Genomic DNA, 14672 nt, shown 5'->3' on the forward strand with positions numbered 1-14672 from the left:
GCGCAACGTGGCGATCACATTTTTACGGGTTAACGCGCATCTCTCCTTGACGTACATTGAACGCCAATCGCCCGAACCATTGGACTACGCCCCGCGTTCCATGCTGCTGAAGCTTTTTGGGCCTGGTGCTTGCAGGGGTACTCATCCGCCCGAGGTGAAGGCGGATGATCGAGCTGAATGGGTGATGTCGGACGCGCGTTGATCTGGGCGGAGCCAATCGTGCTTGCAGACCATGCGCACTTCTCGTTTCAGTCCGTCTGGTGTCTGGCTGCCTTCCAGGAGAGGGAAGGAGGGCTTCGATCCCGGCATGTACCAACTTCGTTTAATGGGTATTTATGAACAGTCTTCTTTTCTCGCCGTTTCAGGTTGGACAGGTCAAGTTGCCAAACCGGATAGTGGTGGCGCCGATGTGTCAGTACAGCGCGAACGACGGTTGCGCAAACGACTGGCACCTGATGCATCTCATGCAACTGGCCGTTTCCGGTGCGGGTTTGATTGTGCTTGAGGCGACGGCAGTTGAGCGGCACGCGCGAATCACTCACGGCTGTCTCGGTCTTTATAACGACGTGAACGAGGCAGCGCTGGTTCGCGTGATGTCTTCGGCTCGTGCCGTTTCCCCTGCGGGAACGCGTTGGGGTATTCAACTGGGTCATGCTGGCAGGAAGGCTTCAGCGCAACGGTCTTGGGAAGGTCGGGGTGCACTCGGTGCACGGGAGTCTCCTTGGGAGACAGAGGCACCGTCGGAAATCTCTTTCGCTGACGGCTGGCACACGCCGCGCGAGATGACGAAGCAGGATATCGATCGTGTGCGTAACGCGTTTGTCGAGGCGGCGTTGAGGGCGGCCAGGGCCGGCTTCGATGTTGTGGAGATTCACGCAGCGCATGGTTACCTCCTGCATCAGTTTCTTTCACCGCTTGCAAATCACCGCGTAGATGAGTATGGCGGCAGCCTGGAGAATCGTGCTCGCTTTCCGTTGGAGGTGGCGCGGGCGGTTCGAGAGGCGCTTCCGCCGAACGTTGCATTCGGTTTTCGGATTACCGGGACGGATTGGCGCCCGGACGGAATCACGATCGACGAAGCGGTTGTGCTCGCAGATGCGCTCAAGTCGGTTGGTGTTGACTACGTGTGCGTAGCGTCGGGCGGCGTTGCTCCAGCGTCTATCCCGGTGCAAGCGGGCTATCAGGTGCACTTGGCTGCCGAAGTAAAGGAGCGCACCGGAATCGTGACGCGAACTGTGGGCATGATCGCAGACTCGCACCAAGCCGAGTCCGTGCTGACCAGCGGTCAGGCAGACCTTGTGGCCTTGGCACGTGCATTCATCGACGACCCGCGTTGGCCGTGGCATGCCGCCGAAGCGCTTGGAGATCTTGAAGCGCTTGGAGATCTTGAAGAGATAAAGTATCCGGGACAGTATGAACGCGGTGGCGCAGTTCATTGGCCAGGGGCCGCGTTGCGGCGAAACGGCGTAGAGCAAGTCGCTAGTTGACGCGGGCTGGCCGGAGTCTCTCTGCATGCGGCATGTAATGCCGCATGCCAGGTCTCTAGCCGGGGGCGACTCATCTTTGTGCCACAGGACCACGAGGAGCGCCATGTCGTGATCGTTCCGCCATGCCGGCACGGAGGAGCGGCTCGCATGCCGCTCCAACGACGACGCCGGATCGCTGGTTTTAGTATCTTTCACGAGGCCGCAATGAAGGTGAGGCTTCGCCGGTGACGTCGCACACGGCGCGGCCCCGAGCCATTAGTTAAAGCGATGTCGTCCGGCTAACCACTCCCATGCTTTGTCGATCTTCGCTTCCGTGGCTTTTATGAGCTCCTCTGCGCCACCTATCCCGTCAGCCAGTGCGAAATACGGTCCCCAATCTCCGTCAGAAAGATCGCCGACGTTCGAACATTTGACGTCGGTGCCTAACCGATGCGTCATTTCGTAGAGCCGCGCGGGTTTTAGCGTGTCCACGCGCAGATAGTTAAGAAGGAGATCCAGGAATAGGGTCGGCTGGATATTCAGCGCCGTTTCGCTTGTGTACGAAAAGAGTGTGGGATTCAACGGGGATGTCGCGTCGTCCCTGGTGTAGTCGACTTCAAGGTATGAATGTTTCAGGATGCACATGCTTGTAAGATGGCCAAACGCAGAAACGATGGGATATGGCCCTTTGTGAACCTCCGACACCGATTCTTCGTCATCGCCGTTAGTCTGTCCCGAACCCGAACCTGCTTCGGATAGCGGCTTGTCGTCGATTTCGAGTTCCTCGACCTCGCCTGGCGTTTTCCTGTAAAAGTCAATGACTCTCTTTGCCAGCGTTTCGCTGCTCATCGCTGACTCAAAGGCGAATAATCCCTTAAAGAACGGCGGCTTGTTGTCATCCATTTGGCTAACATCGGCGAGCAAGGCGAGGCTTTTTCTAAGTTCGGCGTGGGTTAGCTTTGTCTTAACCTCGATGGCCGCGCGAACCGACTCCGCGGGGACGACAACCAGATCGCCCTCCCTGAAGATTGGCGCGTAGTCCTGTCCGTCATAGATCACTACGTCAATTTGCCGTGGACAGCCATAAATGAAGCCTGTGGCTACGTGATATCGCTTCGGAAGGTGTTTTCGCAACAGGCTCTGAAGGATATTTTCTCGATAGGTTCCGACTGTCGAGGTGTGTCCGATGAGCATCCTGATCCGGTCGCTCAAACTCGAAAGCTCTTCAGCGAGGCTGCCCGCAAACAGCCTCGCCTTCTCTCGCTCGGCTTGCTCGCTGCTCAGCGAAATCAGGACCTTCTTCTTGCCCTTGCCCTTTTCCTCCGCGATGAACGCCCCCATGGCAAGGCTGCCCTTTATGCACAGCTCAATGAAATCGGCGGGCAGCCTACTGAACCGCGGCTCAGCCGTGAGTCTGCCGAGCAGAGCGCCGATCTCGATTTCTCCACTCGCGCGCAGCAGATTGCTGGCAAGATCCTGAACACGCTTGCTAGGAACCACATTGCGTGGATAGATCCGTTGATAACTGACGGAGTAAGGTCTAGGAACGAGATTGTCCACGTCGGCAACCTTGTACACGTCAACCGGTTCGAGTTCGGAGTACTTTTCGATGGGGGACGTGCCAACCAAGTTGCCATGGGTTCTGTAAATCCTTGTCTCGACTGAAAGCCAATCGTCGCGAAGGTCGATGCAGAAATCGTTATCTTTGAGCGGGATCTTCATTGGGTATCGTGCGCCGATGGGACAGAAGAGGAATTGTAGTGGCAAGTGGCAATCCTGACTTTCTGACTTCGCGGCGATCAAATCGACAGCATCGGTGCGGATCGCGCGGCTTCACTGAATGGCACCCGCAATTTTCCATCGGCCCAGCGTATGCAGGGTCTGGATTGTCGATGATCTGACAGAGACGGGTCAACGTCCAGAGTTGGCCTAGATTGCGTCAAAACTCCTTTTTGAACCACTATGATTTCCGTATCCGGTATCGGAGGCGAGAGATGAAGTGGTTCGTTCAGGGCGACAGCCGTACGCAAAGTTTTCTCCTTCCTGAGGCACTCGACGACTACGTAATGGATATGAATCCCGTGCGAGTCGTCAATGTTGTTGTAGATGAACTTGATCTACGGCGAGGTTCGCGTGTGTCGAACCTGCGCTCACCGGCCGCCCTTCGTACCATCGCGAAGTGATGCTCAATATCTATATCTGCGGTTACCTGAACCGGATTCAATCCAGCCGCCGATTCGAACGTGAAGCGCGGCGAAACATTAAATTGATGTAGCTCACCGGCCGTCCGGCGCCTGATTTCAAGACCATCGCCCGCTTCCGCAAGGACAATGGCAACGCGATTCGCAGCGTCTGCCGTCAGTTCGTCAAGCTCTGCCAGCGCCTTGACCTGTTTTCTGATGCACTGGTCGCAATCGACGGTAGCAAGTTCAAGGCGGTCAGGCGCCGACGAAGTCCGCATGCTAAACACGTTTGCAGATGGTCGCGAACGCATTATTGCGTTCGCAGAAAGAAAAATGCGGGCTTGACCCGGCCATTCGGTGCGACTCACCAGCGGTGATTTTGTCACCGGGCGCTAGGCAGGCGCAGTCTCGAAACACAGGCAACTTGAATCCTTACCACGCGACTACGAACGGGATTCATCGTCAGCAATTGCGGATAAAAGCACGATCGCTCATGTCAATTGTTGCTAATTTCTTTTATGCAAAGACCGTGAGTGGGAGGGAAGCCACGTTTTTCCATGAGGTGTGCGCACCAAAAAGTATGGGTTTAGACGCGGCTAATAGGTTGGGCTGGATCTATACGCAGCGGCGATAACACCCGTTATCGCTGCAAAGCTCGGCAAGGTGCTGTTGAGCAGGGCGTCCTAAGGCCCGTTGGCGCGACTTTGCAATGTGCAAGGCATGGCTAATAGGATTTCAGAGGACAACTGGTCGGCCTTATGGAAAGCTTCGCATAAGGCCGCGCAACAGTATGTCACTTCGCGTCAGTGATCGGCAGATCGTCCCAGAGCATTCCGCCGATTGGTGCGGTACAGAAAGAATCAACGCGATAAAGTAGCTCACGCAGGCGGCGTCCGACTACGGCAATCTGAAGAACCTGACCGACATCGCGCTCGTTAGTGTCCTTCTTTCCTCGTCTTCGGTTGTTCGGGCTGCGGGTCACGTCCGCGTTGCGTCGGTGCTCTAGTACACGCATCTGGGGGCGTTACATAGGTCACGTCGTCGCAGCAGCACGCATAGACCGGAAACCCGTACGCATTCGTGCGGATGACGGTCGTTGGCCCGTGCAGTGGGCACACCGCGTTCATGTCGCCTCCTGAAATTCAAGGTCAACCGGTTGTATCGTACACGCGGCTCGTCAGTTCGGCAGCGACAAACACCGGTTCAACCAGTCAGGATAACGAAAACCTTGTCCGCCTGCTTCCGGAGCTTGCGAACGGGAAACACGCGTTCGTCAAAGCGACCGCGCAGCCCAATATCCGGCGAAAACAGCCGGCAACCTACATTCGAACGCGAGCGTTGGATACGCGGCCTTCGCGATCTGAGACGCCCACAGAAATTTCTCTCATGCTTCGGGCCATCCGGCAACACTCCGCGCCCAAGTGGCATCTGCCGAGCGCTTCACTTTATCGGAAATAGCTCGCTGTCCGCTTCGTCGCTTGGCGACAATTCGCTGACATCACCCAAAATCCGTCGTTCATTTTCCGACCAGTCGTCACACAGGCCTCGTGCAGCCCGCTCTCGGTAAGTTGACAAAGCCGATGCGGGCCCGCGATCTGCAGATGGTATGGATATTTCCTTAACGTGTTCTCCCAAAACCTGTCATCGGAATGGTCTTTTTCATTCCCGAGAATGCATCGGCTTTCGAACCAGGCGGCCACTACCGGTGAGCTTCGAAAGCAGCTGTATTCCGTACGGCCATGTGCCGAGATCGTTGTCCGACCCCAGATGTCCGGCACCGGGCAAAACGACAAATTCGCTACCCCACATTTTCGCGAGAAATGTGCCTCGCTCGACGGAAATGAAGCGATCGGCCGAACCCATCACGACGATCGACGGAAATGGGAGCTTTGTGGTCGGCATCGGTGTGAAACCATGCGTGCCTGATGGGAATGCCGGTCCTTCTGTATCGGTCGGTGCGACGAGCAAGGCGCCACGAATGCAGCGATTTGCCTGAGCAGCCCATTTCACCGTCATGCAACACGCAAGGCTATGCGCGGCGAGAACGATGTCGTCTCCGGTGCGCTCGATCTCCGCATCCAATGCGGCGATCCATTCAGCAACGTCAGGGGTGTGCCAGTTTTTCTGGCTTACACGTCTGACACCTTCGAATTCCACTTCCCATCTGGACTGCCAATGATCCGGGCCGGAGTTGTACAGACCTGGAACAGTCAACACGGATACCGTCATTCATTCCTCTTCTTCGGGTGATGCCAATGCGTCGATCCAGCGTAAAAGCATGGTGCTTCGTTAAATCCGAAGATTAAACTAGACAGACAGACTTGTCTATTCTAGGATGCGTTCAATGGCTGGTTCATGCGTATTGGCATATCGATTTCGCCGATCTGGATGTGCGCGGTCGAACGAACGGACGCATCATTTACAGGGGAAGGAAGCGATGGAACATGGACCGCTCAAAGGAGTAGTTGTACTCGACTTGTCCCGTGCGATAGCCGGTCCGTTTTGTACGATGGTGCTTGGCGACCTCGGCGCGGATGTGATCAAAATCGAACTGCCGGAAACCGGCGACGAAACGCGTCGCTGGGGGCCGCCGTTCGTCGAGGAGTGCGGTGCCGCATACGTTGGGTTCAACCGGAATAAACGCAGCGTTGCCATCGATCTGCATGCAGACGAAGGACGTCAACAGATACTCGAACTCGCGGCTCACGCCGACGTCGTCGTCGAAAACTTCCGGCCCGGGACGATGAAGCGCTTCGGTATCGACGAGTCGGTGCTGAAGGCTATCAATCCGGAATTGATCTATTGCGCGATCTCTGGTTACGGGCAGCACGGTCCGCTCGCGAAACACGGTGCGATGGATCTGATCATCCAGGCGATGAGCGGACTGATGTCGCTCAATGGCGATCCCGACGGTCGCCCGGTGAAGGCAGCCGTTCCGGTTGCGGACCTGCTGGGGGGGTTTACCGCAGCATTCAGCGTACTGGGTGCTTTGCTCGGGCGCGCGCGCGGAATCAAATGCGACCGGATGCTTGACATCAGCATGCTGGATGTATTGATAACGATGCTTGCGCAACCGATCGTCGCCTATCAGATGTCCGGTGTTGAGCCGAAGCGGCATGGAAATGCGCATGAGTTGATGTCGCCGTACACGTCGTTCCGTACGCAAACACGCGATATCGTGGTGTCGCTCGCCAATCAGAAGCGATGGCGCCAGTTGTGTTCGATCGATGAATTCTCGGCGCTTGGTACGGATACGCGTTATCAAACCCAGGAGTCGCGTAACGAACACCGCGCCCTGTTGGGTGACGATCTTCAACGGATTCTCGTTTTGCAGCCGGCTGAATACTGGATCGAGCGCTTTCTTGCGCTTGGCTTGCCCGCGGCGCCGGTCAATTCCGTTCCCGAAATCCTTGCCGATCCGCACCTAACGCAGCGGCAGACGCTAATCGACCTCGAGTATCCGCCGGGCAGCGGCAATCGCGTCGCTGTGCCGGGCATGCCATGGCGCGATGTGTCGTCGCGCATGCCTGTCCGTAATCCGCCGACGTTGGGGCAGCACACGGAAGAAGTCTTCGCGCAGTTTGGCCTCACGCAACCGCAACAGTCCGGCCTGCTGATCGACTAGCGGCCATTATCCGTTCCTGCACGCCGCGGCGGAAAGGAACATCTCACAACTGAATGGGAGCACCGCCGTGTCAACTACGAATCACGCGACAGCCGCCTCGGCCGCTGTTGTGAAATCCAGTGCCTGGTCCTCATATTCTCGGGGCGTTATCTTCTGCCTGCTTGCGACACTGTCTTTCGGGATCATGTTTCCGGTCATGACGAGTGCGCTAACCCGCATCGATCCTTTCACATTCACTTCGTTGCGCTATCTCGTCGCCGGCACCGCCTTTCTCGTGCTGCTAATCGTGAGAGAAGGGCGTCAGGCGCTAAATCTGAAGGGTGAACGCGTATGGTTCGCGTGGTTTCTCGGTTCTATCGGCTTCGCCGGTTTTGGTTTCTTCGTCTTTCTGGGGCAGCAGCTCGCCGGACGTGACGGCGCGCTTACCGCATCGATCATGATGGCGACTCAGCCGATGCTCGGCCTGCTTGTCAATTCGATCGTGCGCCGCATTTTGCCGCCCCTGTACTCGTTTCTTTTCATTCTGATGTCGTTCTGCGGCGTCGCGCTAGTCGTCACGAAGGGCGACATCGGCGGCCTGTTAAGCGAACCGCAAAGCTATTCGGCAAATGCACTCATCGTGCTCGGCGCGCTGTGCTGGGTGATCTACACATTCAGCGCAATGTTTTTCCCAAAGTGGTCGGCGTTCAAGTACACCACTGTAACGACGTGGCTGGGGCTGACCACGATTGTCGCGGTCAACCTGGTCCTGTTCGCGCTACATACGATTCCGGTTCCGCGAAGCGCGGATCTCGTCGCCATTGCTCCGCACCTTCTCTATATGGGCATCATCGCCGGCTTCGGCGGCATCCTGTGCTGGAATCTCGGCAACAAGATTCTCACGCCGTTGAATGGCGTGCTCTTCATGGACGTGGTGCCGATTACGACGTTCATCGTGTCGTCAATCGAAGGTGTCATTCCGACGAATATGCAGATTGTCGGCGCGTGCTTGACGGGTGCGGCGCTGATTTTCAACAACGCGTACCTGCGAGCGCGTGCGCGCAAACAGGCAGTCAAGAATTGAATGTCGCGATTCACGGGAACACTGTGGGTGCTACGGGCACCTGCATGGTATTTTTTTGAATTGCTTATACGTACAGGTCCGTATATATTATGCGAAATAGGATACATCTGTTGTCGCGGTCACGTACGCACGCGGTTTCGACGTACTGAGCAGCATCGCCGGAGGTTGCTTTATGCTACAGAAAAGGCAGGACATCATAGAGACGGCATTGCGTCTATTTGAGCTTCATGGATATCGCGCTGTCGGCATCGACCGGATCATTGCTGAGTCGGGCGTCGCGAAAATGACAATGTACAAGCATTTCCGCTCTAAAGACGATCTGGTTGTTGAAGTGCTGAGAGAGCGCGATCGCCGGACGAGGGAGTCTCTCGCAGCGTTTGTGACGCGCAGCAAGGGCGCCCGAAATCGCGTGCAGGCGATCTTTCAATGGCTTGACCGCCGACTAAAATGCGCGGAATTCAACGGCTGTATGTTTGTTAATGCGGTGTCCGAGTATGGTCAGGACAGTGGCGAGATACTTCGCGCCGCGTCCGAGCATAAGTCGAGCATGCAAGCCTATTTCACCGCGATACTGAGCGAGTCCGTCAGCACGGAGGCTGAACCGCTGTCTCGCCAATTGATGATGCTGATCGACGGCGCAACGGTGGCGACGCAGGTTTCTGGCCGCTCGGACAGTGCAATGACCGCATGGGAGATTTTCTCCAAGCTGCTGCCGAAGGGCGACGAAGCCACCGGGAAAACCGCCCCACGCCGGGTGCCGAAACCGGCTGCGGCTCGCGCATAGCGGCGAAGCATTCGGCTCCTACTAGCCTGTCGTCCCACTCTGGGCGAAATTGTGGTGCCCGGAGTTAGGCCGCGTCTGGTTGATTCACCGGTAGCGCTGCGTCGAATGCGGGATGTCGGAGGCAACGCGTGGTGATTCGCGTGATATGGGCGAGCTGCTCGATATCGACGCCATAGGCTTTGGCCGACAGGACTTGTGGCACCAGAAAGACGTCCGCGAGTGTAATCGAGTCGCCGTGCGAATAAATACCGGTGGCCGGCGAACTCGACAACTGCTCTTCGATCGCGCTTAATCCGTCGTGGATCCAGTGCCGGGTCCACGCGAGTCTTTCGTTTTCGCCGATATCGAACGCGTTCGCCAGATGACGCGTCACGCGAATAGTGTGCAGAGGATGAATATCTGCCGCTAACGCGGTCGCTAACCCGCGAACTCGCGCCCTCGGCGCAGCGCCTGCCGGCAGCAGCGCCGGCGACGGATGCGTCTCCTCCAAGTACTCACAGATCGCAAGCGACTGCGTTAGCACGTTTTTTCCGTCCACCAGGGTCGGAAGCAGCCGTTGCGGATTCAGACGCCGGTACGCCTCCGCGTGTTGTTCCCCGTCGCCACGAAGCAGGTGGACGGCATTCGTATCGAATGGAATGCCCTTGAAGTGCAACGCGATGCGCACCCGGAAAGATGCTGTGGAGCGATGAAACGAATACAGTTTCACGGTTTTCTTCTCCGTTGAACTAAGGTCAGAAATACGTTTCCTGCTTTCATTTATACGCAGCATCAAGGAGTTGTTCGTCTTCGGCCGTTTGCGTCGACGCGTTGTTGTTTGACGCCGCGCGCGAAGACAGCAATTCGAACAACCTGCTGATGCATACATCGGCGTCCTTGGTGAGACGAGAATAGCGTCCCGGCCTCGGCAATTCCTGCGTGTAGTAGTGCGGCCCCTCGACAAGATAGCCGATTGCCCAGAAATCCAGCTGGCTGTGGCCTCCCCTGTCCAGTACGTTGTTGTTCTGGTCGATGTCGATTCCGCCGGGATGGTATTCGCCGTTATAGTAGGGCCGGATCGAACCGCTTTGAAGCAGGTTTTGCATCAGTGCCGATCCGTCAGTAAGCGGGCTAAACACGTCAATTCGCGATAGCACGAGGACATCGGCTAACCGGCGTTCTATCGTTTCGCCAAAGCGTGTTTCGATCACGAACTTCGCGCTGGATGGATCGACGTCGGTGGTGGCGCAGGGGCCGCCCGCGAGCTCAACGACGCCTGCATTCAGCAGCGCGACGAGTTCCGCGTTCCGATGCCGCGGAGGACCGAACACGATGCGGTTCAATGTCTGCACGAACTCGCCTGCGAAAACCTTGTGCGATTCGGCGGTGAATCCCGTGTACTCGGCCGCCAGCCGGAAAGTCTCCCGCAGATCGCGAAGTACGTCCGTCGCGGCCTTCACCGGGCCGTGTACGTTGCCCTTGTCAATTTCAGCGAGATCGTCCAGCAGAAAATCGCGGAAGAACGTCTCGAACGCCTGGAAGCCGTCGAAGCTCGCGTCGTGTAGAGGATCGAGAATCTTGTCGATCGCGGTGAGGTCGGCGGCGTCCGGACTCCATTCGGCGTCGCCAGGACTTTGCCCATCCAACGCAGTTCTGCGTGCGCGCGCCATGTCCTTCTTGACGAGCGGCAGTATTTCGCCAACGAAATCTATTTGGGGCGTTCCGCGCGTCATCAGCGAGCGATTACGAAGTTCTGCAACCGCCTCCACCGTGAAAAAGCGAGCCTGATATCGACCGTCGACGCTCTTCTGATTTATCGCGCGTCCTGAAAACGGCAGGCTTTTGCGCGAGTACATCAGTATCCTGGGTTCGCGGCCTGACTTGCGGTATTCGAGTCCCGCCTGATTTTCGACGAAAGCGCCGCCGCGCCCCGTTGTCAGATGGGATAAAACATCGTGGGCGGTCAACCCAAAGCCTTGAATTGCAACGGTGGCGTCGGGAGACACGCGTTCCAGTTGATCTATTGGGTAAGCGTGTGGGAAAAACGCAAGATTGCTGTTCTTGAATGACGAAGACTGGACAAAATCCTCGAATCGCAGATCGTCTTTGTCCTTGCTCCGTTTTCCGTGACCGGTGGTCAGAATAACGAAATCGGATTCCACCTTTAAGCCACCGTCCAGATGAACGACTTGACGGTTGTCCGCGCTTCTTTCGATACCCACTGCGCGATGACGTAGATGAACAAGCTCGACGTTGCGGGGCAATGATTCAGCGATCCGGTCGAATGCCCATGTGAAATATTGCCCAAGGAGATGGCGGGGCAAGTAGTGCTGGTCACTGATTTCCTCGCCGGCGGTTTCGCCGGTTGGATAGCAGGCGCTACCAAACTTCCGGTAGCCGGCCATCCGCGCCCATTCACCGAACGAAAGCCCGTCGGCGTGTGTGGCCGCGGTGTCCGGCGGGAAAATCGTAACCTGATTGGCCAGCGTATTGGTCAGCAGATGATGCGGTTGCCGGGCCGAGTGTGTGCCTTGTCCGCATTCGCCAGGATCGACGAGGTTCACAACGAGCTTCTGATTCAGCGATTCGGAACGAACGTGATGAGCGATTCGCTCCAGTACGCTGATTCCCCGCGGGCCCATGCCGATAATAGTAAGAACAGTCTGCGTCAAGGCTTTCACTCCTGGTTATGGTGGCGCGTCGAGCATCCGCGCAATACGCCGCGCTCTTTCAGGGCGGCACATTTGAATCGTTATGCTGAACTTCCCATAGCGGTGGAACACTTTCATCAACGCTTCTCCCGCACTATTGCTGTGCGTTTGTCTCATTCCGCGTCGCAATCCTTAATCGTCAAACCGGCCGTTCTTTTCGTCGCAAAATATACAGACCGTACTACCTGTCCGCAAGATTATTTTTCTTACAGGAACATTCTTTAGTGACTACTTATAAACTTCGTAAAAATAGAAAACACTCATAAATTACGAGGTTTCACAAAACTGTCTAAGTTTTTTTACAGCTAAATAAATTCCATCACGGGGGATTGACAACCGAAGATTGACGAATATTATGTACAGACCCGTCTACCTGAAAATACAAATATGACTGACGTTTTCTTGATGGCAGGTACGGTGGGGGCGTTATCCCAACTCAAATTTTCCGAGGGTCTAATGGATAGTCAGAATCGCTCTGCCGCGCTGTTCGAGCGTGGACGCAAGGTCATTCCCGATGGCGTGAGTTCACCGATGCGAGCATTTGCTCAGGTCGGGCGCAATCCGATTTGCGCTGTGTCGGCCAAAGGATCCCGGATCGTCGATGCGGACGGGCGCTCGTACGTTGATTTTCTCAACGCGTTCGGTGCGCTGCTGCTCGGACACGCGCCCGACGAGATCGTCAGCGCAATCTCGGAACAGGCTGCACGCGGTCCCGTCTACGGCCTGTCCACCGAGGGCGAATACCGCCTAGCCGAGCGGATTGTCGCGAGCACGCCTGAGATCGAGCGAATCCGTTTCGTGTGCAGCGGCACGGAAGCCGTCATGACCGCGGCGCGAATTGCCCGCAGCCATACGGGCCGCAATCTGCTTCTGAAGTTTCGCGGATCGTATCACGGCCATTCGGATGCATTGCTGGCGAATCCGGCCAACCTGGTGAGCGGGTCCGGCAATGCCAAAGGGGTGTCGAAGGGCATCAGCGATCACCTGAATCGCGACGTTTTGATCGTCGAATACAACGACGAGCAGGAAGTCGCTGCGGCGTTCGAAATGCATGGCGCGTCGATTGCCGCCGTGCTGGTCGAGCCGCACGCAACGAATATGGGCTTCGTCAAATCGAAACCGCAATTCCACCGGCTTCTGCGCGAACTGTGCGACCGGCACGGCGCGCTGCTGATTTTCGACGAAGTGGTGACGGGATTCCGCTTCCGGTTCGGTGCTGTCTGTACGGCATTCGGCGTGAAGCCGGATCTCGTAACGTTCGGCAAGATCATCGGCGGCGGCACGCCGGTTGGCGCGTTCGCTGGCAAAGCCGAGTTTCTCGATCACGTCGCGTTGGGTAGGAACGTGTTCCAGTCCGGCACCTTTGCCGCGAATCCGTTGACCGTCGCAGCCGGTAACGCGGCGCTGGATCTGCTGGGCAAGCCTGGCTTCTACGAAACGCTTGAAGAGAAGGGCGCTTTCGTCGAGGGTCTGCTGCGAGCGGGCTTCGCCGAGCACGGCATTCCGTTTGTGGTCAGCCGGCACGGCGCGTTGCTGGGCCTCGCGTTCCGCGGCAGTGCCGAGCCGCTGCTCAGCTATCGGGACGTCAAGACGCAGGACTACAAGTTGTTCGAGCGGTTCCACATCCAGATGCGCGAGAAGGGCTTCCTTCTGCCGCCTTCGCTCGAAGAGCCGATCTTTTTGTCAGCGGCGCACACGCACGAGGATCTTGAGCGGTTCGCTCGCGAAGCGGTTCAGACCTTGCATGCGCTGCGCTGCGAGTCCGTACCCGCCTGAAACCAACAACCCGTATCGCTAACCCATAGCTCGAGATAAAACATGAATGCAGTCGCCGAGGTAACCGATAGGTCCGTCGTTGATCCCGTCTCGCGCTGGTATGCCGGCGCCACCGTGCGCAACGCACCGCGAATCTACGTTCCGCAAAATATCGCGGAAGAGAATATCTTTCCGCCGTCGCGACAATTGCTCGCGACTCATCCGCTGGTCAAAAAACTGGGGCAAGAAGCGATCTCTTATGTGCTTGCGCAATCCACGTACAAGTACATGTATGAGATCGGTCTGCTGGAAACGCGCTTCGTCATCGATTGCTCGCTGAAGATCATCAACGGCGAAATCGGCACCGACATTCCCGAAGAGGATAAGCGTGAAGCGATCACCATCGTGATCGACGAGGGATATCACGCATACGTCGCGCTCGATTTCATCATCCAGCTGAAGGCGAATACTGGTATCGAACCGCTTTCCGTTCCGCAGACGAACGGCAATCTCGACGCTGTCCATCGCGGTTACGAAACATTGCCGAGGTCGTTGCACGGCACTTTCCAGTTGCTGGCGACGTGCCTGGCTGAGCATACGCTGACGAAAGACCTGCTCAGTATCGGCAAGGAAAAGGAAGCGACGATCACGTTCACGAAAGTGATGACGGATCACGTTTCGGACGAAGGCCGGCACGCGAATTACTTCGCGAGGGTGCTGAAGGATTACTGGAAAACCGTCGGCACGGACGACCAGAAACTCATCGGCCGTTTCCTGCCGAACTACCTCCGCGACTATCTCGCCGCCGATTTCGAACGCGAATTCGATCGCGACGTGCTGTCGCAACTGGATCTCACTGTCGACGAGATCGACACTGTATTGCAGGACACGGATGAGCGCTATTCGGCCGGCGCGAAAAGCTATATCGACGTGACGATCGCCAATCTGGTGAAGTTGCTCGATCGCAACGGCATTCTGGCCCATCCCGAGACCCGTGCCGCCTTTGTTCAGGAAGGGCTGCTCGCCGCATAACAGCCAGTCTGCATCACCCGTTCACGCATTTCAAAAGACGCGCCTTGCCTGGCGGTGCTCCGCCAGGCGTAGGA

11 protein-coding genes and 2 pseudogenes are annotated in these 14672 nt (G+C 56.9%); 9 read left to right on the forward strand and 4 right to left on the reverse strand.

What is annotated here, in order from left to right; all coding sequences use genetic code 11:
* Positions 1 to 335 precede the first annotated feature (335 nt).
* Positions 336 to 1487 (forward strand): NADH:flavin oxidoreductase/NADH oxidase, encoded by a 1152-nt coding sequence (locus tag PQQ86_RS25745; RefSeq protein ID WP_408273295.1) that lies wholly within the window; start codon positions 336 to 338, stop codon positions 1485 to 1487.
* Positions 1488 to 1742: 255 nt separating this feature from the next.
* Here the strand turns inward: PQQ86_RS25745 and PQQ86_RS25750 are convergent, their stop codons facing one another.
* The gene (locus tag PQQ86_RS25750) at positions 1743 to 3188 is read right to left on the reverse strand and encodes a DUF6602 domain-containing protein (RefSeq protein WP_408273298.1); all 1446 of its coding nucleotides are present in this window, start codon (positions 3186 to 3188) and stop codon (positions 1743 to 1745) included.
* Positions 3189 to 3460: 272 nt separating this feature from the next.
* Here PQQ86_RS25750 and PQQ86_RS25755 point away from each other — a divergent pair.
* Positions 3461 to 3915 (forward strand): annotated as a pseudogene (locus tag PQQ86_RS25755) (transposase); the annotation flags it as partial.
* Between the two features lie 973 nt (positions 3916 to 4888).
* Positions 4889 to 5104 (forward strand): annotated as a pseudogene (locus PQQ86_RS39755) (IS6 family transposase); the annotation flags it as partial.
* Positions 5105 to 5308: 204 nt separating this feature from the next.
* Here the strand turns inward: PQQ86_RS39755 and PQQ86_RS25760 are convergent.
* Positions 5309 to 5878, reverse strand: a complete 570-nt coding sequence (locus PQQ86_RS25760) for an RBBP9/YdeN family alpha/beta hydrolase (protein ID WP_408273300.1) — start codon at positions 5876 to 5878, stop codon at positions 5309 to 5311.
* Between the two features lie 208 nt (positions 5879 to 6086).
* Here PQQ86_RS25760 and PQQ86_RS25765 point away from each other — a divergent pair, with 208 nt between their 5' ends.
* The 3 genes from PQQ86_RS25765 (at position 6087) to PQQ86_RS25775 (ending at position 9121) form a co-directional block, all read left to right on the forward strand.
* On the forward strand, positions 6087 to 7274 hold the full coding sequence (locus PQQ86_RS25765) for a CaiB/BaiF CoA transferase family protein (RefSeq protein WP_408273302.1): 1188 nt from the start codon (positions 6087 to 6089) through the stop codon (positions 7272 to 7274).
* Between the two features lie 109 nt (positions 7275 to 7383).
* Positions 7384 to 8337, forward strand: a complete 954-nt coding sequence (locus PQQ86_RS25770) for a DMT family transporter (protein WP_408279359.1) — start codon at positions 7384 to 7386, stop codon at positions 8335 to 8337.
* A 172-nt stretch (positions 8338 to 8509) separates the two neighbouring features.
* The gene (locus tag PQQ86_RS25775; protein WP_408273304.1) at positions 8510 to 9121 is read left to right on the forward strand and encodes a TetR/AcrR family transcriptional regulator; all 612 of its coding nucleotides are present in this window, start codon (positions 8510 to 8512) and stop codon (positions 9119 to 9121) included.
* Positions 9122 to 9185: 64 nt separating this feature from the next.
* Here the strand turns inward: PQQ86_RS25775 and maiA are convergent, their stop codons facing one another.
* Together maiA and PQQ86_RS25785 are read right to left on the reverse strand one after the other, a co-directional pair.
* Positions 9186 to 9830, reverse strand: a complete 645-nt coding sequence (maiA, locus tag PQQ86_RS25780) for a maleylacetoacetate isomerase (protein ID WP_408273306.1) — start codon at positions 9828 to 9830, stop codon at positions 9186 to 9188.
* A gap of 46 nt (positions 9831 to 9876) precedes the next feature.
* On the reverse strand, positions 9877 to 11742 hold the full coding sequence (locus PQQ86_RS25785) for an FAD/NAD(P)-binding protein (protein WP_408279360.1): 1866 nt from the start codon (positions 11740 to 11742) through the stop codon (positions 9877 to 9879).
* Here PQQ86_RS25785 and PQQ86_RS25790 point away from each other — a divergent pair.
* The 3 genes from PQQ86_RS25790 (at position 11701) to PQQ86_RS25800 (ending at position 14598) form a co-directional block, all read left to right on the forward strand.
* Positions 11701 to 12036, forward strand: coding sequence for a hypothetical protein (locus PQQ86_RS25790; protein WP_408279460.1), 336 nt, complete (start codon positions 11701 to 11703; stop codon positions 12034 to 12036). The genes PQQ86_RS25785 and PQQ86_RS25790 overlap by 42 nt on opposite strands.
* Before the next feature lie 231 nt (positions 12037 to 12267).
* Positions 12268 to 13587: an aspartate aminotransferase family protein gene (locus PQQ86_RS25795; protein WP_408273308.1), complete on the forward strand. Its 1320-nt coding sequence runs from the start codon at positions 12268 to 12270 to the stop codon at positions 13585 to 13587.
* 42 nt (positions 13588 to 13629) lie between these two features.
* Entirely contained in the window at positions 13630 to 14598 is a 969-nt protein-coding gene (locus PQQ86_RS25800) for a diiron oxygenase (protein ID WP_408273311.1), read from the forward strand.
* Positions 14599 to 14672 lie beyond the last annotated feature (74 nt).

Origin of the sequence: Paraburkholderia sediminicola (genome assembly GCF_046026675.1) — a bacterium.
Taxonomy (GTDB): Bacteria; Pseudomonadota; Gammaproteobacteria; order Burkholderiales; family Burkholderiaceae; genus Paraburkholderia; species Paraburkholderia sediminicola_F.

What these genes read in the sequence shown, in the direction of transcription:
- PQQ86_RS25745 (WP_408273295.1), top strand. Translation starts at nt 336, where the DNA reads ATGAACAGTCTTCTTTTCTCGCCGTTTCAGGTTGGACAGGTCAAGTTG.
- PQQ86_RS25750 (WP_408273298.1), bottom strand. Translation starts at nt 3,188, where the DNA reads ATGAAGATCCCGCTCAAAGATAACGATTTCTGCATCGACCTTCGCGAC.
- PQQ86_RS25760 (WP_408273300.1), bottom strand. Translation starts at nt 5,878, where the DNA reads ATGACGGTATCCGTGTTGACTGTTCCAGGTCTGTACAACTCCGGCCCG.
- PQQ86_RS25765 (WP_408273302.1), top strand. Translation starts at nt 6,087, where the DNA reads ATGGAACATGGACCGCTCAAAGGAGTAGTTGTACTCGACTTGTCCCGT.
- PQQ86_RS25775 (WP_408273304.1), top strand. Translation starts at nt 8,510, where the DNA reads ATGCTACAGAAAAGGCAGGACATCATAGAGACGGCATTGCGTCTATTT.
- PQQ86_RS25790 (WP_408279460.1), top strand. Translation starts at nt 11,701, where the DNA reads ATGAGCGATTCGCTCCAGTACGCTGATTCCCCGCGGGCCCATGCCGAT.
- PQQ86_RS25785 (WP_408279360.1), bottom strand. Translation starts at nt 11,742, where the DNA reads ATGGGCCCGCGGGGAATCAGCGTACTGGAGCGAATCGCTCATCACGTT.
- PQQ86_RS25795 (WP_408273308.1), top strand. Translation starts at nt 12,268, where the DNA reads ATGGATAGTCAGAATCGCTCTGCCGCGCTGTTCGAGCGTGGACGCAAG.
- PQQ86_RS25800 (WP_408273311.1), top strand. Translation starts at nt 13,630, where the DNA reads ATGAATGCAGTCGCCGAGGTAACCGATAGGTCCGTCGTTGATCCCGTC.